This is a genomic window from Gemmatimonas aurantiaca T-27 (genome assembly GCF_000010305.1).
GTDB lineage: Bacteria > Gemmatimonadota > Gemmatimonadetes > Gemmatimonadales > Gemmatimonadaceae > Gemmatimonas > Gemmatimonas aurantiaca.
Genome location: NC_012489.1, coordinates 2,117,085 through 2,136,619 on the forward strand (window position 1 = coordinate 2,117,085; position 19,535 = coordinate 2,136,619).

The window sequence follows — 19,535 nt, forward strand, 5'->3', positions numbered from 1 at the left end:
CCACGCGTTCGCAGTACTGCTGGGCCACCGAGCTATCGTGTCATGCCGTGGGCACGAAGGACAGCTCGGGAAAACACCCGTATCAGTTGGCCTTGTAGATGATCGGCAGCACGACCTTGGTCTTCACCGCCGCGCCATTCACCTTGCCGGGGTTGAAGTCGAGCTTGGCCACCACCTTCTTGGCCGCTTCGCCGAGTGCCGTCTGCGTGGCATCGACCACTTCCACCGAGGTCGGGTCCACCTTGCCCTTCGAATCCACGACAAACTGGAGTTCAACCATGCCACCCACACCACGGCTCTTGAGATCGGCCGGGTACGATTCCTGGATCAGTCGGGCGGCGTTCGTGGACGAGGCAAGCTTCGGCGGATTGGTCACTTCCGAGATCGGATAGACCTTGTCGTCCTGAGCTGCAGCGGTGCCAGCAAGGGGGCCGGCGAGCAATACGGCGGCAATGGCGGGGAACAGGGCAAGACGAAACGTCGACATAGGGATTTGATCCTCGAGATCACGACAGGACAATCTGATAGCCCAGCACTTCGGCGTCGAAGCCAGGGGGTTGCCGCGCTATCTCCTCAATGAGATAGACATGGCACGAGTAGGTCTATCGGCCGATGTCACGAAGAGCTAAAGTGTTTCTCACTTCAGTATTCACATTCGTCACATCCCCGGCACACCCACTGGTGTCGTTCAGGGCTGGCGGCCCATTCTGTTTCGCCGGGGGCGGTTGGAACGTCCTTTGCGTTATGACGGCTTGGAACCACGCCCGTCGATCGAACTCCCTCCCATTGCATCCCCATATGTCCGTGCTCCCCGATCTTCACGACGATCCGTCCCTCCGGCGGGTGCTGTTTACTGCGGCGATCCTCCTTCTTGTCGTGCCTGCGGTGCAGGTCGGCATTCAGGTGTGGCCGCTTCAGTTGAGCAACATCCAGTGGCGCTTCACGGCCGCGAACGTGCTCTCCGGCGGCATGCTCCTGCCCTCGTTCCTCGGCATGGTCCTTCTGTTGAGCCTCTCGCGTCGACTCGAGCAGAAAGGTGTGCAGCGTACGGTTGGCGTCCTGGCGATCATCTTTGTTCTGGGTCTCGGTGCGTCACTCGGATTGTTTGTCCTCGACGCGCTGCAGCTCAAGACCATTGTGAGCACACAGATGGAAGCGGCGTTCAAGAACACCGCGGTGCGGGTGGGGGCTGTGAGCTCGATGTTCTTCGTGGCGTTCGCGCTCGTGGCATGGGCCGCGTTCTCGGCACCCAAGTCCGCCAAGCAGGCAGCACGCAAGGCCGATCAGAAGGGCGGCGAAGATCGTGTGGGTCTGATCATCGGCCAGGAATAACCCCAGCGGGTAACCGCGCGGCGGGGCCAGTCCCCTCCGCTGTCACATTTTCGACATCCTACGCCTCCATGTGCCGTTCAACGGTGCGTGGAGGCGTTTGGCATTTCCGCGGACTCGTGCCGGCGGCGCTGCGAACTCTGCTGTAGCGACCATGAAACACATTGTCTACCGGACGCAACAGTGACGCCACTTTGATTGCAGATATTGGAACGGTAGTTTTTTGAAAGTCATTCCATTTACGGCAATTTAGAACGACTCGTTTGCCAGAGCTGTGACGGCACAATGTGTGCGTGAAATCACCGATTGAATGTCCCCCTCCCTCCACGTCTTCCCCACTCTGAGACGAGAATGAAGCACAGCTTTCTTGGGCTTGGTGCCCTCGCGGTATTGGCAACTGTTACAGCCCCGGCACAGGCGCAAAATCTGACCTGGTTTGGTACGACGGCCTGCTGGACGAATGTGCAAGCCACGTTGGGTGCCAATGTCGAACACTACGACACCCAGGCCCCCCAGACTGGCTGGCGCCAGAACTGCAACCTGAGCGGGACCTCGGTCTCGAACGTGTCGCCGACCACGCAGACCCGCATCCGCTGGGACTCGAATGACGGCAACGACAAGTCGGAGCTCAGTTTCCAGATCAACGAGTACAGCAACTCCGGCAACAACGATTGGCCCGGTGGTCCGGCGTCGAATGCGTCCACCAACCGTTCGCTGGGTTTTGCCAGCGCGGGCGACCTGCAGTCGTTGTACCTCGGTTACATGAACTTCGATGACCAGAGCGGCACGGGGCTTGAGTCCGCCACGCTGTCTCTGAACCTGTTCTTCGAAGGACTCGACAATCCGGTCTCGTACAACCTGTTTGGCGTGACCTATGGAGAAAACCAGGGCAGCTACGCCACGCAGGAGAAGGTCTGCCGGCGGGAGCGGGTGCGTGGGCAGTGGGTTGAGCTGTGTAGCTGGGAAACGCGGTATCACACCTACGACATCCTCACGTTGAACGAAGCCCAGTGGTTCGATTTCAATGTGGGCGACAACTCCTACAGCTTCCGCGTGGCGGGTTTTGACTCGCCCTGGGACGATCATTCGAAGAACTACTGCAAGGCGGGTCACTACGACGACCTTCCCGAGGTGTTGCCCGAGGGTGGCAAGAACGGGTCGACCAATGGGAAGCTCTGTGGAGAGATCCGCTGGAACGGCCTGAATTCGCCGAGCCAGGTGGTGCCGGAGCCGTCCACGTACGCGCTGTTGGCCGCTGGACTTGCGGGCATCTTTGGCCTGTCACGCCGCCGCCGCGCCTGATCGGAGGCGCAGTCGGCAGGAGCAGCCAGGTTTTTGGTGAGAATCTGAGAAAGAGTTTGAGCGGGCACAATTTGTGCTGTAAGTCACTTCGATAGCTCGTTGAGCCCGCTCCATTTTCTCTCAGACCTTTCCGATGTCCCGTTCTTTCTTCAAGGCGGCCCTGGCTGCCGGTTCGTTGGTTCTCGCTTCGACGGTGAACGCGCAGAGCTACAGCAGCAACGTCGGCACGGTGTCGAGTGTGTCGTCGGTCAATGACGCGATGCAGGTCAACCAGTTGACGGGTGTGACCCTGACGGCGTACTGGGGCCAGAATGGCACCAGCGGCCCGATCGCGTTTGGTCAGCAGTCTGGTCAGTGGGGCTTCTTCGGTTCGGGCTTTTCGTTTTTCACCGGCAATGGCAACGGCGACACGTTCTTCACGACCTGGGCGCTCGACAACGGCCAGTCGGGGCTGACGCGCCTGGTCTTTGAAGCGGCCGGCACCAACACGGCGTTCGATCGCGCGTTCGGCCTGCTGGGCTTGGCGGAAGGCACGCCGGGCTCCAGCATCGGCAACAGCCTCGATGCGTACCGCTGCGTGGTCATCGTGTGCTTTGATGCCTGGAACACACACGTGACCTACAACAACCAGGTTGGGCTCTTCCCGGATGCGCCGGTGGGTGACCTCTTCACGCAGATGGATGTGACCTTCGGCCGGGCGATCGGTGCGGGGCGTGGCATCGAAGCGCACTTCGCTTTTGATACCGATCTGGTCACCCCGTATGCGGGTGGTGGTGTGGTGACGCCGGAGCCGTCCACCTACGCGCTCATGGCCGCTGGTTTGGCCGGCATCTTCGGCGTGGCGCGTCGTCGTCGTCAGAACGGCTGATACATCGCACCCGTTGCATGAACGCTGGCGCTCTCACACGGGAGCGCCAGCGTTTTTCATTTGCGGCGCGGCGGGCGCCTCAAGACGCCTGAATCGCCGTGATCCCAACAAAAAAGAAGCGCCCGCAGCCATGAGCTGCGGGCGCTTCTTCATGCAACGGAACCGATCTCTTAGAGACCGAGTTCGTCTTCGGAGCTGTGCACCTTGCTCGGCTCGGCCGGCTTGGGCGGCTGCTCTTCCGGGATCGACGTCACGGCGAGCACGATGCGGCGGTGGATGGGATCCACTTCCAACACGCGCATCACGAAGTTCATCGCTTCGTACGTGAAGTCGGCCGGGTTGGTCACCGTGCCTTCCGGGTTCAACTGGCTGACGGGGACAAAGCCTTCGATGTCGTTGCCGAGATCGACGACCACGCCCTTGTCCATCAGGCGCACAACCTTGCCCGGGAGTTCGGTGCCCACCGGATACGTCTCACCGATGCGAAGCCACGGATCTTCCTCGGCCTGCTTGAGACCGAGCGAGATACGCTTGTTTTCGCTGTCGATGTTGAGGATGACCACGTCCACTGCGTCGCCCTTCTTCACGACTTCCGACGGATGCTGGACACGCTTCGTCCAGGACATATCGGAGATGTGAATCAGGCCGTCGATGCCCGGCTCGATTTCGACGAAGGCGCCGAACGAGGTCAGGTTGCGGACCTTGCCATTGATGCGCGTGCCGACCGGGTACTTGAGCGGCAGGATGACCCACGGATCCTGCTCGGTCTGCTTCATACCCAGCGAGATCTTCTCTTCCGTCTCGTCGACCTTGAGCACCACCGCTTCGATCGCTTCGCCAATGCTGACGATCTTCGACGGGTGGCGGACGTTGCGCGTCCAGCTCATCTCGGAGATGTGCACGAGGCCTTCGATGCCCGGCTCGAGCTCGATGAACGCGCCGTAGTTCGTGATGGAGACGACCTTACCCGAGACACGCGTGCCCACGGGGTACTTGGCCGCCACATCCTTCCACGGGTAGCTCTGGAGCTGCTTGAGGCCGAGCGAGATGCGCTCGCGCTCCCAATCGATGTCCAGCACCTTGATCTCGAGCTCCATGCCGATCTGCACCATCTCGCTCGGATGCGAGATGCGGCCCCACGACATGTCGGTGATGTGGAGCAGGCCGTCGACGCCACCGAGATCGATGAATGCACCGAAGTCGGTGATGTTCTTGACGACGCCCTTCCGCACCTGATCCTTCGCGAGCTCCTTCATGAGCTTCTCGCGCTTGCCCGCGCGTTCGGTCTCGAGGATCACGCGACGAGACACCACGATGTTGCGGCGACGCTTGTTGAGCTTGATGATCTTGAACTCGTACTTCTGGCCGAGGAGCTCGTCGATGTTGGGCACGCGACGCAGCGCGATCTGCGAGCCCGGGAGGAACGCGTCGACGCCCATGAGGTCGACGACCACGCCACCCTTGATCTTCTTGACGAGCGTGCCTTCGACCGGCTGATCGCTCTCGTAGGCCACACGGATGCGTTCCCACACCCGCATGAAGTCGGCCTTCTTCTTGGAGAGGACGACCGAGCCTTCCTGGTCTTCGAGGTGCTCAAGCAGGACTTCGACTTCATCGCCCGCCTTGAGGTCGGGCATGTCCTTGAATTCTTCGAGCGGGATCGTGCCTTCGGACTTGAATCCGATATCCAGCACGACGAGGTTCTCGCGGATTTCAAGCACGTGCGCCTTGACGATCTCACCTTCTTCGATCGACGCCAGGGTGCCGTTGTACAGCTCCAGCATCCGCTCGTACTCGTCGGACGTGAACTCGTCCTCTTCGTACAGTTCGGGGCGGCGATTCGCGAGGGGGCGGAGCTGACTCTTCTGCAGGTCGCGCTTTTCGCGCGCGGTCAGCTTGCCGTAGGCCGGCGCATCACCATTGTCCATGGCTTCTGCGGCTTCAGCGATTTCAGCGGCGAGCTCAGCGCTCAGTTCGATGCTCATACGGTGTGGGGTCTCCAGATTCGCGGTACTGCACTCGCCGCGCCGAGAAAGGGGTAAATGAGGCTCTCCTCGTGGTGAAGAAACCACGGGAACCCAATAACATAACGGGATGGAGAAAAGGGTTCAACGCCTTTCCCCACCCCGTTAGGACGACTTCCTGCCTGCAATGGCTCAGGTCGGCCGGACCATCCGCTCCCGGGTGGCCCGGGCCAGTGCCACGATGCGCTCCACCTGCTCCTCCTGGGTCACCGTCGTGGTGTCGATGGTGATGGCATCCCGGGCCGGTGCGCTCTGGGTCGCGTCCTTGGCATCGCGGGCGACGAGCTCTTCCGTTTCTTCGGCGATCTCGGCATCGGTCGGGCGACGCCGCAAACGCTGCACCAGCCGCCGACGGGCACGCTCCCACGAATCCGCCACCAGGAAGACCTTGAGCTGGGCGTCCGGAAACACCGTGGTCCCGATATCCCGGCCGTCCACCACCACATCCACCGCTGCCCCGGCGCTGCGGACCATCTGGTTCACCCACTCACGCACGGCCAGCATCTGGGCGACCCGCGATACCTGCCGAGTCACCGGCGCATCACGGAGCGCGGTGTCCTGGTCGATGTCGTCGATCAGGGGCAACACCGACCGTTCGGTCAGACGCCACGAGATGCGGGGGGCATTGGCCAGCACGTCGTCTGCCACCCAGGACTCCGGGTCGCCGCAGGTGGACAGCGCCAGATAGGTGATCGCCCGGTAGAACGCGCCCGAATCCACGTGACGCACCCCGAGCTTCTGGGCCACCCACTGGGCCGTGGAGCTCTTGCCCGACGCCGCCGGTCCATCGATGGCGATCGTCAGCGGCGTGCCAACGGCAGCCCCCGAAGCGGTGGTCTGACGAACGTCGACCCCGGCATCGCCCTGCCCCACGGCCGCGGCCAGATCCTGCCAGAACCGCGGATAGGACACATCCACACACGCCGGATCGTCGATGGTGATCTGGTTGCCGGGAATGGCGCCCAATACACCAAAGGCCATCGCCAGCCGATGATCGCCATGCGTGATGACATGACCACGCAGTGGCGTGCGGCTGCCGATGATGCGCATACCGTCCGGCAACTCCTCGGCGTCCACGCCCAACGTGCGCAGATTGTCGACCACGGCGCGAATACGGTCGCTCTCTTTCACGCGCAGTTCTGCGGCATCGGCAATACGCGTTTCGCCTGCGGCCTGGGATGCGAGGCACGCCAGCATGGGCAGCTCATCGATGCACCGTGGAATCTCTGCGCCTTCGATGGTGGTGCCGTTCAGTGCTTCCGGACGCACGACGATGGTGCCAATGAGCTCTCCGCCCACCAAACGCTGCTCTGACACATCGAGCGACACGCCCATGCGCTGCAGCACATCGAACGCGCCGGTCCGTGTGGGGTTGAGGCACACGTTTTCGAGTCGCAGCTCTCCCGAATCGGCCAGCGCGGCCAGCGCGGCAAAAAACGTTGCCGACGAAGGATCGGAGGGCACCACCACATCGGCGGCGGTCACCTGCTGTGCGGCCGGCAGACGCACGCTGCGCTCCGACACCTCGAGCGCCACACCACGCGCCAACAACATGCGCTCGCTGTGATCGCGTGAGCGGTACGGTTCTTCGACCACGACCTCCACACCGGACGCCAACCCCGCCAGCAGCAAGGCGCCTTTCACTTGGGCGCTGGCGTGTGCACTCACATAGTTGGTGCCGCGCAACTGCGCCCCGTGCACCCGCATGGGCAGACCATCGTGACCCGGTGCGCCTTCAAAATCGATGTGCGCGCCCATCGACGCGAGCGGTGACGCCACCCGACGCATCGGACGACGACTCAGGCTCGCGTCGCCTTCAAAGCGCGCACTGCGCCCGGGCAGGCCGGCCAGAAGCCCACACAACAGGCGCGTCGTGGTGCCGCTGTTGGCGCAGTCGAACGCGCGCGCGGGAGACGTGAGTGCTGCGATACCATGCCCACGCACGACAAAGTCGGTGCTCAGCTCGGGGATGGAGACCCCCATCGCACGCAATGCCGAAGCGGTGGCGTGCACATCGGCCGACGCGAGAATATCGCGCACGCGTGTCTCACCGTCTGCCAACGCGGCGAAGATGAGCGCCCGATGACTGATGGACTTGTCACCGGGCGCCCTGATGGTCCCCGCCACATGCAGCGGCGCGCGGCGTTTCAACGCAGCCACGCCTCCAGCGCGGTGGAGGCGTCCGTGCGATCGTCGCGATACTTCACGATAACGGGTGTCTGCAGCGACAGGCCCTGCGCTTCGCCGAACGGCGAGGACACACGACGCGCACCCGGTACCACGACGGCCCCTTCGGGAATAATGAGCGGCTGGTCGGCCGTCGCACGAAGCACGGTTTCATTCACGAGATCGTACACCGGCGTGCCGCGTGTGAGCACGACACCCGCCGCGAGTACGGCCTTCGTGCGCACCACGGTGCCTTCGTACACGCCGCAGTTGCCACCCACCACCACGTCGTCTTCGATGACCACGGGCGATGCGTTGATCGGCTCCAGCACCCCGCCGATCTGCGCGGCAGCGCTCAGGTGCACCCGCTCGCCGATCTGCGCGCAGCTACCCACCAGTGCGTGCGAATCGATCATCGTGCCACGACCCACGTACGCGCCGACATTCACATACATCGGCGGCATGCACACCACACCCGGCGCCAGATAGGCACCTCGGCGGATCGTCGAACCGCCCGGGACGATGCGCACCTGGTTTTCGACCCGGAACTCACGGGCCGGGAAAGTATGCTTGTCGAAAAAGTTGAAAGCGCCTGCACCGCCCATCTCCACCACGCGGCCGAGACGGAAGCCGAGCAGGATGGCGCGCTTCACCCACGGCACGGCATGCCAGGTGCCGTCGGCATCACGTGCTGCGGCGCGCACATCGCCGCGCTCGAGATGGGCCATGGTGGCGTCGAACAACTGTTGCGCGTCGGCGACGAGCGGCGCTCCGCTGTCGAGCAGCAGGGGGTCGTTACAGCGCGCTTCGAGATCGGCGATGGAGAAGGCCATGAATCAGGGCTCGGCCGGAGTGTCGGAGAAAAGGTGCTGGTCAGGACGCGAGCGCGCCGACCTGCAGAAGAATGTCGCGAACTCGCGGGCGATGCACGTCCGCCAGCGGGACGAGCGGCAGGCGCAGCGTCTCGGTCATGCGTCCCATCATGGACAGCATGGCCTTCGCGGGGATGGGATTGGACTCGACGAACGCCGCATCGATGAGTGGCGCGATACGGGTATCGAGCGCCCGCGCCGCCGCGAGGTCTCCGCGCTCCATGGCCTCGCAGAGCGCCACCATGATGCCCGGTGCCACGTTGGACACCACGGAGATCACGCCTTCGCCCCCATGTGCCATCACGGCCAGCGTGAGCCCATCATCGCCCGACAGCACGGCGAAGTGCTCAGGACGGTCACGGATGATGGCGGCGATCTGCGCCACGCTACCAGACGCTTCCTTCACCGCGACAAACCGGGGATCGGCGGCGAGTTCGAGGCAGGTGCGGGCCTCGAGATTCACGCCCGTGCGGCCCGGCACGTTGTAGATGACGATGGGCAGATCGCAGGCATCGGCAATGGCCCGGAAGTGCGCCACCAACGCGCGCTGCGGCGGCTTGTTGTACATCGGCGTGACATGCAGCAGATGGGTCGCGCCAATCGCCTGCATCTCGCGGGACAGCGTGATGGCCTTTTGCGTATCGTTCGAGCCGGCACCGGCGATCACCGGGATGCGTCCGTTCACCTGCTCCACCGTGATCTCCACCACGCGCCGATGTTCGGCCGCCGAGAGTGTGACGGCTTCACCGGTGGATCCGCAGGGGATCAGCATGTGCATGCCCTGCGCGATCTGCCAGTCGACGAGTGCACGGAGTGCGTCTTCATCCAGCACGCCACCAGTTGTGAACGGCGTGACCAGCGCGGTCCCACAACCACGAAGTCGGGAGGTCATGATCTATTCAGGGAGTGGGCGTGGCGCGCAGCACATCGCGCATGGTGTACAACGCGGGTGTGGTCTGACGGGCCAACCAGCGGGCGGCCGTCAACGCACCGTCCGCGAATACGCGACGATCGCGCGCTTCATGGACAAGGCGGATCTGCTCGAAGGGGGCATCGAGCAAAATTTCGTGTGTGCCGGGCACCGATCCCACACGCACACTGCTCACTGGCACGTCATGGCCCAGTCCAACCGCGAGCCGCTCGGCAATGGCAATGCCCGTGCCGGAGGGCGCGTCTTTTTTGGCCGTGTGATGGGTTTCCACGACGTGCGTGTCGAACCCCTCCACGTCACGCAGGCGACGCGCGGCATCCTCAGCGATCGCGAGAAACAGTTGCACACCCACCGAGAAGTTCGGCGCCCACAACGCGGGGGTGCCGGTGGTGCGCACCGCGTCTTCGAGCTGATCGAGCGCGGCGGTCCATCCCGTGGTGCCAACGACGACCGGACATCCGAGCGACAGCAGTGTGCGGGCGTTGGCGAGTGCGGCCTCTGGATGCGTGAATTCAATGGCGACTCGTGCTCCACCCAGTGTGCCCACGGTGGCCTGCGCCATCGCATCGGCCCCGAGGCGCGCCACGACATCACAACCACGCCCTGTGGCGAGGGCATCGATGGCGCGTCCCATCTTTCCCATGCCGACCAAGGCAATGGGCAGACCGGACGCGCCGTCCGTAGTTCGATCGACGGTCATGATGCGTCCTCGAAGAACGTGGCATGCAGGCGCTGCATGGCCGGCACGACCTGATCGTCGTCGATGACCAACGTGACATTGATGCCCGTGGCGCTCAGCGAGGCCATGTGCACCGGGATCGGCCCCAGCGCCGCGATGGCATCGGCAATCGCGCGGCTGCCATCGGCAATGCCCGCGCCCACGATGGCCACTACACCGGCGCGACGCTCCACGGCGACATCACCGAATGCGGCCAGATCCTGCAGAATGGCGCCCAGGTGCTTGGTGTCGTCGAGTGTGACCGACACGGAGACTTCCGAGGTGGTCACCACGTCGACCGAGGTGCGGTGATTTTCGAACACTTCGAACACCCGACGCAGGAAGCCGGGGGCCAACAGCATGCGCGACGAGCGCAACTTGACCAGCGTGGCGTTGCGCTTGCCGGCGATGGCTCGCACGGGAAGGCGCGGCGCATCGAAGGCGATCATGGTGCCTTTGCCGTCCGGCTTGCGCGAATTGAACACGTACACCGGAATCCCGCGCTGCACCGCAGGCGCGATGGTGGACGGGTGCAACACCTTCGCACCAAACGCTGCGAGTTCGGCGGCTTCGTCGAAGCTGATGTGCTCGATGAGCTGCGCGCTCGGAATCACGCGCGGGTCGGCTGTGAGCATGCCGTCCACATCGGTCCAGATCTCGATGGCGGTGGCGTCGACGGCCGCGCCAACGAGTGATGCGGAAAAATCCGAGCCGCCGCGGCCGAGCGTGGTGGTCACCCGTCCGGGCGCAGCACCGACAAAGCCGCCCATGACCGGGATCTTTCCCTGCTGCAGCAGCGGCACCAGACGTTCCTGCGACGCCGCGGCGATGCCGTCGATATCGGGCTCGGCGCGCGTGAAGTAGTCGTTGGTGCGCATGACATCACGCGCATCGACATACACGCCCGGATATCCCGCCGTACGAAAGGCGGCAGCCACGATCTGCGACGACAACAACTCCCCGAGCGCCGCGACGGTGTCGAGGGAGCGCGGTGTGAGATAGCCGAGTGTGCGAAACGCTTCGGCCAGATGTGCGAGCTCGTCGAATGCTGCGCCGATGTCGACGGCCAGATCGGCCGCCTCCGGCGAATCACCAAGCAACGCCGCGGTTTCGGTGAGGTGCCGATCGCGCAGTTGCTCCACGATCTGCAACGCGGTGAGCAGCTCACCGGCTGCGGCCTTGTGTGCCAGGTCGAGCAGGAGGTTCGTGGCGCCGCCGAGGGCGGACACCACGACGATGGGTTGCTGCGCCTGCTTGCTGGTGACGATTTCGATGACGCGACGAATGGCAGTCGCGTCAGCGACCGAGGTCCCTCCGAACTTGCAGACGATCACGGGGCACCGATCCCCGCGAGCTGCCCCGAGGCAGCGAGCAATTCGGCGTTGAGGATCGAGCCACCGGCGGCGCCACGCACGACGTTGTGCGACATGGCCACGAGGCGCAGGTCGAACAGGTGATCGGCGCGCACGCGACCAATCGTGGTCGCCATGCCGTTGCCGCGATCCACATCACGACGCGGCTGCGGGCGGTCGTTTTCGTCACGAATGATGAGCGCCGGTTCCGGTGCTGACGGCAGTCCCTTCACCGCCGCATGGCCGGTCCAGTTGCGCAGCACGTCGAGGGCCTGCTCCGGCGTGGGCTTGCGTTCGAACGCGACCGACAGGCACACGGTGTGGCCATGCTCCACCGGCACCCGGTTGGCGTGGGCGCTGGTGATGATGTCGGCATGCTTGATGCGCGTCCCATCGAACGTGCCGAGCAGTTTCACGAGCTCGGTTTCGATCTTGGGCTCTTCATCGCCGATGTACGGGATGACGTTGCCCAGGATGTCGAGTGATGCCACACCGGGATACCCGGCGCCGGACACGGCCTGCATGGTGGTGGCGAAGACCTTGGTGACACCAAAGGCCTGATGCAACGGCGCCAGCGCGGCCGCGATGACCGTGGTGGCGCAGTTGGCGTTCGTGACAATGGCCCCCGTCCATCCGCGCACCTGACGCTGATGGGCGAGCAACGCCAGATGGTCCCCGTTCACTTCGGGGATCACCAGTGGCACATCGTCGGCCATGCGGTAGTTCTTGGCGTTCGACAGCACGAGGCGACCAGCGCGTGCGAACGCGGCCTCCACATCACCCGCTACACCGGAATCGAGCGCCGAGAAGACGATCGGCGCCGTGACCTGCTCGGGGGTGCACAGCTTTACGGTGAGCCCCGCCACCGATGCCGGGAGCACACCCTCCAGCCATTTCGCCGCCTCTTGATACGATTTGCCCGCGCTGCGCTCGGAGGCAGCGACTTCGACGAGATCGAACCAGGGATGGCCTTCAAGCAGGCGGATGAACGCCTGCCCGACGGCACCGGTGGCGCCCAGAACGGCGACCGGCCAGCGAGTGGATGAGGGTGTCATGCGAGCAGAGTGCGGACGATTCTCACGTACGCGTCAACCGACGCGTCGAGTTCTGCCACATCGATGTATTCGATGGGCGTATGGGCCACGTGAATGGATCCGGGCCCAAAGAGGAGCGGCGTTCCCCAGCGATCAAGCAGTGGGATGTCGCTCGTGTAGGCAACGGGCTCCACCTCGAACCCGTTGATGACCTGGAAATGCTGCGCCGGAATGTGGGAGCCCCACACCAGTTCCACCCGGTCACCGGCCCATTCGGCGAAGAGCCGCTTGACCGGTTCGATGTCTCCCACGAGGCGGATCATGATCTCCGCCTCAGCGTGGCCGGGCACGATGTTGGCCTCGGTGCCGGCGCGCAGCACGCCGATGTTGTAGGTGGTCGGTCCGAGGATGGGATCGACCGGCAGCGGCAGGTCGCGCAGGCGCGGCAGCAGCTCCAGCAGTGGCTCGAGGGCGCTGCTGCCCAGATGGGCGTAGGCCGAGTGGGCCTCGCGGCCGCGTACGCGCACGATCACGCGCTGTGCTCCCTTGCAACCGGAGGCCAGCTTGCTCTCGGTGGGTTCGCCATTCACCAGCCACTTGCTGGTGGGTTCGAGGCGGTTCGCCGCGCGGGCGCCGGGCGACCCCTTCTCTTCCCCGACCACGAACAGCAGATCGACCCGTTCTTCACCGGCGTCAGCGAGGCGCTGGGCGGCGATCATCATGGCTGCCGCGATGCCCTTGGCGTCCGAAGATCCCCGGCCATAGAGGCGGCTGCCATCGAGCCGAGGCGGCACAAAGGGCGGCACCGTATCGAGGTGCGTGGACAGGGTCACCCCGCCACCGCGTCGCGATGCCCAGACGTTGGACCGCCCCGGCTCCACTTCCTGGAGGGTGACATTCCAACCGTGCTCGATGAGCCAGTTGGCAGTGAACTCCACCACGTCGCGTTCGCGACCGGTGGTGGAGTCGATGGAGAGCATCTCGGAGGCCAGCGCCACGACGTCGGACATGGGCACCAAGATACTCAGGAATGCCCATTTCTGAGATAGTGCCGCGCACCAAATTCGTCCGGCGGCATGTGGCCTGCCATACCCGGAGCGGGACTCGAACCCGCACGACCTTGCGATCAGGGGATTTTAAGTCCCCTACGGCTTCTCAGAAAATCAACGACTTAGGCCCGCTTCACTCTGTAGAGGTGTCGGTCGATGTCGGAGCATTTCGGGCAAATCAGCAGCCCGCTGCTACCCAAACTGCTACCCGCTCGCTCGCCCTCTATTGGATAGTGTTGGCCCTCCTCGCCGCCTGCCTCGCGCCGGTCCTGGGGTGGGAATGAGCGACACCAGCAATCTCCGGCTCCTCGGCTGGCTCTCCGTGCCGGCTGTCCTGTTCGTGCTATTCGTCTCCGGGTGGGCCATCGGATGCCGTAGCATCGGCGGGCGCATTGTCTCAGACGCCGCCGCCAACGTCTGGCGCTGCGAGAGGCCTGCGGAGGTGCGGCCATGATCGCCCGCCTCCTAACCCGCCTCCGCCGCTGGTGGTCCGGGTCCTGCCCGTCGTGCGGGTCCGTGATGACGGCGGCCGAGTGGGACGTCTGGGGCGTGTGCGAGACGTGCGCGTTCGCGACGCGATTGGGTGGGGGTGAGGGATGAGCTACGGCGACGCATGGAGCAACAGGTGCCCGTTCTCAACCCTGCTGGGCAAGACCGTCACCCACATCAGTGGCCTGGAAGCCGGGAGCGACCGTGTGGTGTTCGACTGCGCCGACGGGACGCAGTTCACGATGGCGCACCAGCAGGATTGCTGCGAGTCGGTGTCTATCGACGACGTGGTGGGGCATGCGGCCGATCTGATCGGTTCGCCCCTCACGATGGCGGACGAGGTGGACTACGACGGTCAGAGGCAGAGCCAGTACGACGAATCGTTTACCTGGACGTTCTACAAGCTCGCGACGATCAAGGGCTACGTGGACATCCGCTGGTACGGTACGTCGAACGGCTACTACAGCGAGTCGGTCGACTTCTGGCAGAGCGGTGGGGTGACCCCATGACCCCGCCCCTCGACGTGGCGGCGCTGCGGCGTCGCGAGCTGTGGGACAAGTACTTCCGCTCAGACACGGGCACGCTCGACGGCGACCGGATGCTGACGGATATGGCCGCCCTACTGGCCGAGCTGGAGGGGTTGCGGGCGCGTGACGCCGAATACTGCGAACTGGCGGATCTGCTGACTGAAGCGGCGAAAGACCTCGAATCCGAGATCGACACGCGGTACGGCTATCCAGACGTGCACCCGTCGCAGCGCAACAAGTACAACCGCGATAGCGAAACCGTGACCCGTTTGCAGAAAGCAGCGGACCGCGCGCGCGGGGAGGGGCGGTAGCGATGGCTGGCAAAGCATGGCGCGATGTGCTGCGCGTGATCCCGGCCCTCGAACCGCTGTCGCGCCACGACATCATGGAACGATCCGGCGTGAAGCCGGAGACGGTCGCTGCCTACCTGTCGTTGTTCACCTCGTATGGTCTGGTGACCAAGACCGGCACGGTTGGGCGGCACACGCAATACGTGCGGAACGTCGAGATCGCGCTGGTCCTCGAAGCGCCGTCGATGTGGTCGCTGCGGAATGCGCACCGTGACAGCGGGGTGTGGCCATGACCCCCACGCCCCCGGCCGCGCGCTGTGAATGCGGCCCCGAATTCGTCACTGGCGTGCAGATCGTCGGCGAGTACGACGGCGTGCTCTATCACGAGTGCATGCAGTGCCGCGTCCGATGGCACCGCTGGAAGGAAGGTACATGGCAGCATGGGAAGGCGAAGCGATTCGTGGAGCGCACCCATGCCTGAACTCATCCTGACCACGCTCCTCGCGGCGCTGGTGGTGTGGGCCCGTCGCCAGTGGAAGCGCGCGAAGTCCAACGAAGCGCTGGACGCCGAACTCGATGCGCGGTGGGAGCAGATCATGCAGCGTGCTGCGCGAATCGACGCGATGTCCGCTGCGATGGAGCGCGGGCGCACCGACGAACACCAGTGCGAGGTGTGCACGGCTGTGGTCCCGGTACGCGAGCTCGTGATGCTCCACGACGACGCGGCCCTGTGCTGTCTCACCTGCGCCGAGTGGTTGCGGCCGCAAAAGGCCGGCGTGCGCGTGGTCGAGGGGGAGGGGTGATGGTGACTCCCAAGAGAGGAAAGGCGTGGCTCCGCGTGCGCGCAAAACTGGTCGAGTTCGCCCGCCACTACGAAGCGACGCGCAAGGACACGCAGACGAAATCCGAGCATGAAGCCGAGGTGGATGCTTGGACACACGCATTTCTGGACGCAGCGATTGGCCTGAATAGCGCGACCGCCACCCCGGCGGGCCGCCCGAGCGAACCACGGAGGGAGGGAGAGTGAGCGAGAACGCACCGATAGTCCTGATCCCGAACACTGCAGGCGTACGCAAAGAAGACGTCGACCGCCTGACGCAGGCGGGTCTTCTCGTCGTGCGCGCCAAAGACCCGTCGGGGATCCGCGTGATGTCGACGGAGTCGGTGGTTGCAGACGGCCATATCGTCCGCGCCATGCTCGATATGCTGGAGCCGATGACCAGGAATCCGAATTCGTACGAATACAACCGGCATCACATGTCCGCTTTCACGGCTTCTGTTGTTCGCCTTATGCGGGCGCAGCTCGAAGCTCGGGAGGGAACCAAGAATGACAAGTAGCACCACACCCCCCGCCGGGATGCGGTTCCGGGAGGTGCCGTTTACCACCGCGTGGGGCGGCAACAATCACATCGCCCGGCATACGGGCCAGTGGGAACACGCGCACCATGAGCGCCGGGTGTTCAGCACCGTACCGAACTTCGCTGCGCTCGGCGTGAGTGCAGAGGACGAGGACGCGGTGTTCGCCCTCAAAGCCACCCCCCTCGAACCGGCCCCGCCCGAGCCGGTGGTGCGGGATGCGACGTGGGATCTGGTACACGACGTTCTCGACGATGCGTACGAAGCGGGACGCGGCACGCGCACCGTGAAGGGTTGGTTGGGTTTGCAAGACGCAACCGACGCCATCCTCCGCGCCGTGCGGGGGGAGAAGATCGTGCGCGTGCTGGACGGGTGGTACAACCTCGACGCTGACAAAGACGCCTTCTGGTACGCAACCGCTGAGCATTGCAAGGAGGTCGAGCATTGGCCGCGTCCTATCACTGATCGCGCCGTCCGCCTCGCCGTGCTCGCCGAGGGCGCGGAGGCCAAGTCCCCCGTCAGCGCGGAGGTTCCGATGAACTGCCGTCAGCGCCTGCAACACGAAGGCAAGCCGTATCCGCGCTCGCACTGCCAGTCCTGCGGCACGTTCGCGCCACGCCACAAAGAATGCACCGCCCTGCTCGCGCCGGGAGGACTGCTCGCGCCAGCCGAGACGAGGGGGGTGGAGAAGTGAGCACATTCCAGGAAGAAGTCACGAAGGCAGTTGAAGCCTCGGTGTTGAAGCAGATCCGCGAGGGCGGCGTTGTCTCGTTGCCGTACGAACAACGTCTCAAGATCGACGGGGCGTTGTTGCGTGAAGCATACGCGAACATCGACCGCGACGCGATCCGTGGGCGCATCACGCAGATCATCGAAGAGCGCATCGGCGATCTGATTTGGAATGCGCTCGCCACCGAGTTGACCAACGATGTGAAACAGATCCTGTCGAACAAGGAACTTCGCGAGGAGGTGCGCGGCGTTCTCCGTGAGCAGATCCGCAAGGCGGCGGACGCCGTGAAGGTGGCACCATGACCCACAACGAAACCACCCCGCCCGCCGCCGCGGAGGAGCCGAGCGCCATTGCAGTGCTCCGTGAGGCGGATGGCATGAATCTCTACGCCTCGATCGACAGAGGGGACGGCGGAGAGGAGAGCACCGGATACCTCTGTGCCGTCACCGACATTGTGTCGCTGTACGACACCCTCGCCGCGCGCGTGGCGGAGCTGGAGGCGGAGCGAGATCGCTACAAACGCCGTGGAGACCAACACTGGGAGACGTTGCGTAGCATCCGACACATCGCGCAGACCAGCGGTGATCTGAAGCGGATTGCGCAGTGGGTGACGGAGGCGGGGACCGGATACGTCGACACTGTGGAGGCGACCCTCGCGCAGATGACCGACCGTGCACTAGCCGCCGAGCAGCGCGTGGCGGCGGTGGAGCGCACTATCACCGCACTGCGCGAGCTTGATCAGCCAGTGTTCGTCGCCGCTTCGAAGGCCGCGTTTGAAGCCAGCACTGGCAAGGATGCGAGCACGGCCAACATGGATGAAGTAGACCAGTACGTCGAAGTCGCAGCAGCCGTGATCACAGCCGCCCTCGCCGCCGCCGCACCGGCTGCTACCCAACAGACCAACGGAGACCAGAGCAATGGCTGAAGTCACCATCTACGGCGCGAGCGACGACTTGGTCGAGATCGATGGCGCCATCAGCGAGGAGTGGAACGCGTCCGACGATGAGCGGAACTACCTCGCCTTCTCCGATGGCACGGTTCTGTCCATCGAATACGGCAGCAAGGGATGCTGGGAGATCCGACGCGAGAAGGAGGGCACGGCGGAGTACTCCCACACGCCCCACGACAACGATCAAACGACGTACACCGATCGCGTCACGCTCAAGGGTGACATCCAGTGGGTTGTGTGCGGCAAGATCGCGTTCGCACCGATCACCCCCACCCCGGGAGGGGCGCGCGATGGCGAGTGAGCGTACCAGCCTCAAGAGGCGGAACGAGAATGCACTGAAGTGCGCAAAGCACATCATGCACGTCAGTAAAATACAAGGCTTCAGCGAAAGCTGGTATGGCGGTGAGGCTAATCTTGCCGCCGCGTACCTCGACTTGCTCGCAGAAAACGAGCGGTTACGCCAAGCCACCGCGCCGGGCGCGTCGGAGGCACGCTGATGGCCGTCTACGTCGACAACTTCGCCGCGCAGTTCGGCCGCATGAAGATGTGCCACATGATGGCGGACACGCATGAGGAACTCGTGGCCATGGCCGATACCATCGGCGTGGATCGCAAGTGGATTCAGGACGCTGGTACACACCGAGAGCACTTCGACATCTGCAAGAGCAAGCGTGCAAAGGCGGTCGCGGCGGGCGCGCAGGAAGTGCGTATCACGGAGCTTGGCTCCATCATGCGCCGCAAGAAGGAAGCGGGCGCGCCGGAGGTGGGGAATGGGTAAGCGCTTACCTAGGGAGTCCACGCCGTTGTCTGTGGAGTCCGTGCCGCTATCTGGGGAGTCAGCTCCCTATACAAGCGCGCAGGTCGCCCTCCTGCTGCGCTGCGCGCAGGCTGCTGCGATTGCACACGAGCTGTACCAGCACCACCAGGGGGTCGCAGAAGCCGTGGAGATCGGCGACGCGGACTGGACCGACGATGATGTCGCGATTGCGCACGACCGGTACTACCACGCGATGGACGATCTGTCGGTCACGATTGCGGATCTCGCGAGTATCGTGTCCCCCACGCCGGTGGCGTCGGCGATGGATCGTGGGTTGCCGTTACCACGGATCACGCGCGATGAAGCGCCGGAGGTGGGGTGAGCATGGGAACCAAGACGATCCACATGTGCATGGACATCCGTGGCGCACTGCGGTGGGGCAAGAACAAGATGCGCGGAGTGTTCACAAACGAAGACGGCCGCACGCTCACGCCCGACGAAGCGCAATCGTTCCTGTTCGATTGTCTCGCGAAAGGATGGCGCGTCATTCCGCTCACACACGAGCCGTGCGAGGGATTCAGCTATGAGACTGGATGCCCAGGCCATGCCACCACGCGCGCCGGCGCGGGGGAGGGGGAGTGAGCGTCAACACCGTGCCGAGTTCTCCCGGTCAAACCGGGATACTCACCGCGTATATCGATCACTCTGGAGATTGGGCCGTCGGCATTGCCGAAGCTGTGAACCCCTTCGGCTGGGTCACGCGCGTCCGCACGCTCGGGTCAGTCGTGGAGA

The 19,535-nt window shown here is 64.2% G+C and carries 25 protein-coding genes; 16 read left to right on the forward strand and 9 right to left on the reverse strand.

What is annotated here, in order from left to right:
* Positions 1–82: 82 nt before the first annotated feature.
* A complete protein-coding gene (locus GAU_RS09145) occupies positions 83–487 on the reverse strand; it encodes an energy transducer TonB (RefSeq protein WP_012683274.1) in 405 nt (134 codons plus the stop codon).
* A gap of 311 nt (positions 488–798) precedes the next feature.
* Here GAU_RS09145 and GAU_RS09150 point away from each other — a divergent pair, with 311 nt between their 5' ends.
* The 3 genes from GAU_RS09150 to GAU_RS09160 all read left to right on the forward strand — a co-directional run bounded on the left by GAU_RS09150 (position 799) and on the right by GAU_RS09160 (position 3,499).
* On the forward strand, positions 799–1,332 hold the full coding sequence (locus GAU_RS09150) for a hypothetical protein (protein WP_012683275.1): 534 nt from the start codon (positions 799–801) through the stop codon (positions 1,330–1,332).
* Between the two features lie 348 nt (positions 1,333–1,680).
* A complete protein-coding gene (locus GAU_RS09155) occupies positions 1,681–2,631 on the forward strand; it encodes a PEP-CTERM sorting domain-containing protein (RefSeq protein WP_012683276.1) in 951 nt (316 codons plus the stop codon).
* 133 nt (positions 2,632–2,764) lie between these two features.
* Positions 2,765–3,499, forward strand: a complete 735-nt coding sequence (locus tag GAU_RS09160) for a PEP-CTERM sorting domain-containing protein (RefSeq protein ID WP_012683277.1) — start codon at positions 2,765–2,767, stop codon at positions 3,497–3,499.
* 170 nt (positions 3,500–3,669) lie between these two features.
* On the opposite strand, the gene GAU_RS09165 is transcribed toward GAU_RS09160, so the two are convergent.
* The 8 genes from GAU_RS09165 to GAU_RS09200 all read right to left on the reverse strand — a co-directional run bounded on the left by GAU_RS09165 (position 3,670) and on the right by GAU_RS09200 (position 13,606).
* On the reverse strand, positions 3,670–5,484 hold the full coding sequence (locus GAU_RS09165; protein WP_156798960.1) for a 30S ribosomal protein S1: 1,815 nt from the start codon (positions 5,482–5,484) through the stop codon (positions 3,670–3,672).
* Between the two features lie 171 nt (positions 5,485–5,655).
* Positions 5,656–7,683, reverse strand: a complete 2,028-nt coding sequence (gene aroA / locus GAU_RS20730; RefSeq protein ID WP_052574337.1) for a 3-phosphoshikimate 1-carboxyvinyltransferase — start codon at positions 7,681–7,683, stop codon at positions 5,656–5,658.
* Positions 7,671–8,522: a 2,3,4,5-tetrahydropyridine-2,6-dicarboxylate N-succinyltransferase gene (locus GAU_RS09175; RefSeq protein WP_012683280.1), complete on the reverse strand. Its 852-nt coding sequence runs from the start codon at positions 8,520–8,522 to the stop codon at positions 7,671–7,673. Before GAU_RS09175 ends, aroA begins: the two co-directional genes overlap by 13 nt.
* Positions 8,523–8,562: 40 nt before the next feature.
* Complete coding sequence (gene dapA / locus GAU_RS09180) at positions 8,563–9,453, reverse strand: 4-hydroxy-tetrahydrodipicolinate synthase (protein ID WP_012683281.1); 891 nt, start codon at positions 9,451–9,453, stop codon at positions 8,563–8,565.
* Between the two features lie 7 nt (positions 9,454–9,460).
* Entirely contained in the window at positions 9,461–10,192 is a 732-nt protein-coding gene (locus GAU_RS09185; RefSeq protein ID WP_012683282.1) for a 4-hydroxy-tetrahydrodipicolinate reductase, read from the reverse strand.
* Complete coding sequence (gene lysC, locus GAU_RS09190) at positions 10,189–11,544, reverse strand: lysine-sensitive aspartokinase 3 (protein WP_012683283.1); 1,356 nt, start codon at positions 11,542–11,544, stop codon at positions 10,189–10,191. Before lysC ends, GAU_RS09185 begins: the two co-directional genes overlap by 4 nt.
* Entirely contained in the window at positions 11,541–12,617 is a 1,077-nt protein-coding gene (asd, locus tag GAU_RS09195) for an aspartate-semialdehyde dehydrogenase (protein WP_012683284.1), read from the reverse strand. The genes lysC and asd overlap by 4 nt, the downstream gene beginning before the upstream one ends.
* Positions 12,614–13,606: a M20/M25/M40 family metallo-hydrolase gene (locus tag GAU_RS09200; protein WP_012683285.1), complete on the reverse strand. Its 993-nt coding sequence runs from the start codon at positions 13,604–13,606 to the stop codon at positions 12,614–12,616. Before GAU_RS09200 ends, asd begins: the two co-directional genes overlap by 4 nt.
* Before the next feature lie 635 nt (positions 13,607–14,241).
* On the opposite strand from GAU_RS09200, the gene GAU_RS09205 reads away from it, so the two are divergent.
* The 13 genes from GAU_RS09205 to GAU_RS09275 all read left to right on the forward strand — a co-directional run bounded on the left by GAU_RS09205 (position 14,242) and on the right by GAU_RS09275 (position 19,385).
* Positions 14,242–14,643 (forward strand): DUF7448 domain-containing protein, encoded by a 402-nt coding sequence (locus GAU_RS09205; RefSeq protein WP_012683286.1) that lies wholly within the window; start codon positions 14,242–14,244, stop codon positions 14,641–14,643.
* A complete protein-coding gene (locus GAU_RS09210) occupies positions 14,640–14,972 on the forward strand; it encodes a hypothetical protein (protein WP_041265406.1) in 333 nt (110 codons plus the stop codon). The genes GAU_RS09205 and GAU_RS09210 overlap by 4 nt, the downstream gene beginning before the upstream one ends.
* A 2-nt stretch (positions 14,973–14,974) precedes the next feature.
* Positions 14,975–15,244, forward strand: coding sequence for a hypothetical protein (locus GAU_RS09215; RefSeq protein WP_012683288.1), 270 nt, complete (start codon positions 14,975–14,977; stop codon positions 15,242–15,244).
* Positions 15,241–15,432, forward strand: coding sequence for a hypothetical protein (locus GAU_RS09220; RefSeq protein WP_041265407.1), 192 nt, complete (start codon positions 15,241–15,243; stop codon positions 15,430–15,432). The genes GAU_RS09215 and GAU_RS09220 overlap by 4 nt, the downstream gene beginning before the upstream one ends.
* Positions 15,425–15,754 (forward strand): hypothetical protein, encoded by a 330-nt coding sequence (locus GAU_RS09225; protein WP_012683290.1) that lies wholly within the window; start codon positions 15,425–15,427, stop codon positions 15,752–15,754. The genes GAU_RS09220 and GAU_RS09225 overlap by 8 nt, the downstream gene beginning before the upstream one ends.
* A 220-nt stretch (positions 15,755–15,974) precedes the next feature.
* Positions 15,975–16,289 carry a hypothetical protein gene (locus GAU_RS09235; protein ID WP_012683291.1) on the forward strand — a complete coding sequence of 105 codons (315 nt, stop codon included), beginning with the start codon at positions 15,975–15,977 and terminating at the stop codon, positions 16,287–16,289.
* A gap of 19 nt (positions 16,290–16,308) precedes the next feature.
* A complete protein-coding gene (locus GAU_RS09240; RefSeq protein ID WP_012683292.1) occupies positions 16,309–17,001 on the forward strand; it encodes a hypothetical protein in 693 nt (230 codons plus the stop codon).
* Positions 16,998–17,339 (forward strand): hypothetical protein, encoded by a 342-nt coding sequence (locus GAU_RS09245; RefSeq protein WP_012683293.1) that lies wholly within the window; start codon positions 16,998–17,000, stop codon positions 17,337–17,339. The genes GAU_RS09240 and GAU_RS09245 overlap by 4 nt, the downstream gene beginning before the upstream one ends.
* The gene (locus tag GAU_RS09250) at positions 17,336–17,962 is read left to right on the forward strand and encodes a hypothetical protein (protein ID WP_012683294.1); all 627 of its coding nucleotides are present in this window, start codon (positions 17,336–17,338) and stop codon (positions 17,960–17,962) included. The genes GAU_RS09245 and GAU_RS09250 overlap by 4 nt, the downstream gene beginning before the upstream one ends.
* A complete protein-coding gene (locus GAU_RS09255) occupies positions 17,955–18,287 on the forward strand; it encodes a hypothetical protein (RefSeq protein WP_012683295.1) in 333 nt (110 codons plus the stop codon). Before GAU_RS09250 ends, GAU_RS09255 begins: the two co-directional genes overlap by 8 nt.
* A gap of 195 nt (positions 18,288–18,482) precedes the next feature.
* On the forward strand, positions 18,483–18,764 hold the full coding sequence (locus GAU_RS09265; RefSeq protein ID WP_012683296.1) for a DUF4031 domain-containing protein: 282 nt from the start codon (positions 18,483–18,485) through the stop codon (positions 18,762–18,764).
* Between the two features lie 40 nt (positions 18,765–18,804).
* A complete protein-coding gene (locus GAU_RS09270; protein ID WP_156798961.1) occupies positions 18,805–19,125 on the forward strand; it encodes a hypothetical protein in 321 nt (106 codons plus the stop codon).
* 2 nt (positions 19,126–19,127) lie between these two features.
* Positions 19,128–19,385, forward strand: coding sequence for a hypothetical protein (locus GAU_RS09275; RefSeq protein ID WP_012683298.1), 258 nt, complete (start codon positions 19,128–19,130; stop codon positions 19,383–19,385).
* Positions 19,386–19,535 lie beyond the last annotated feature (150 nt).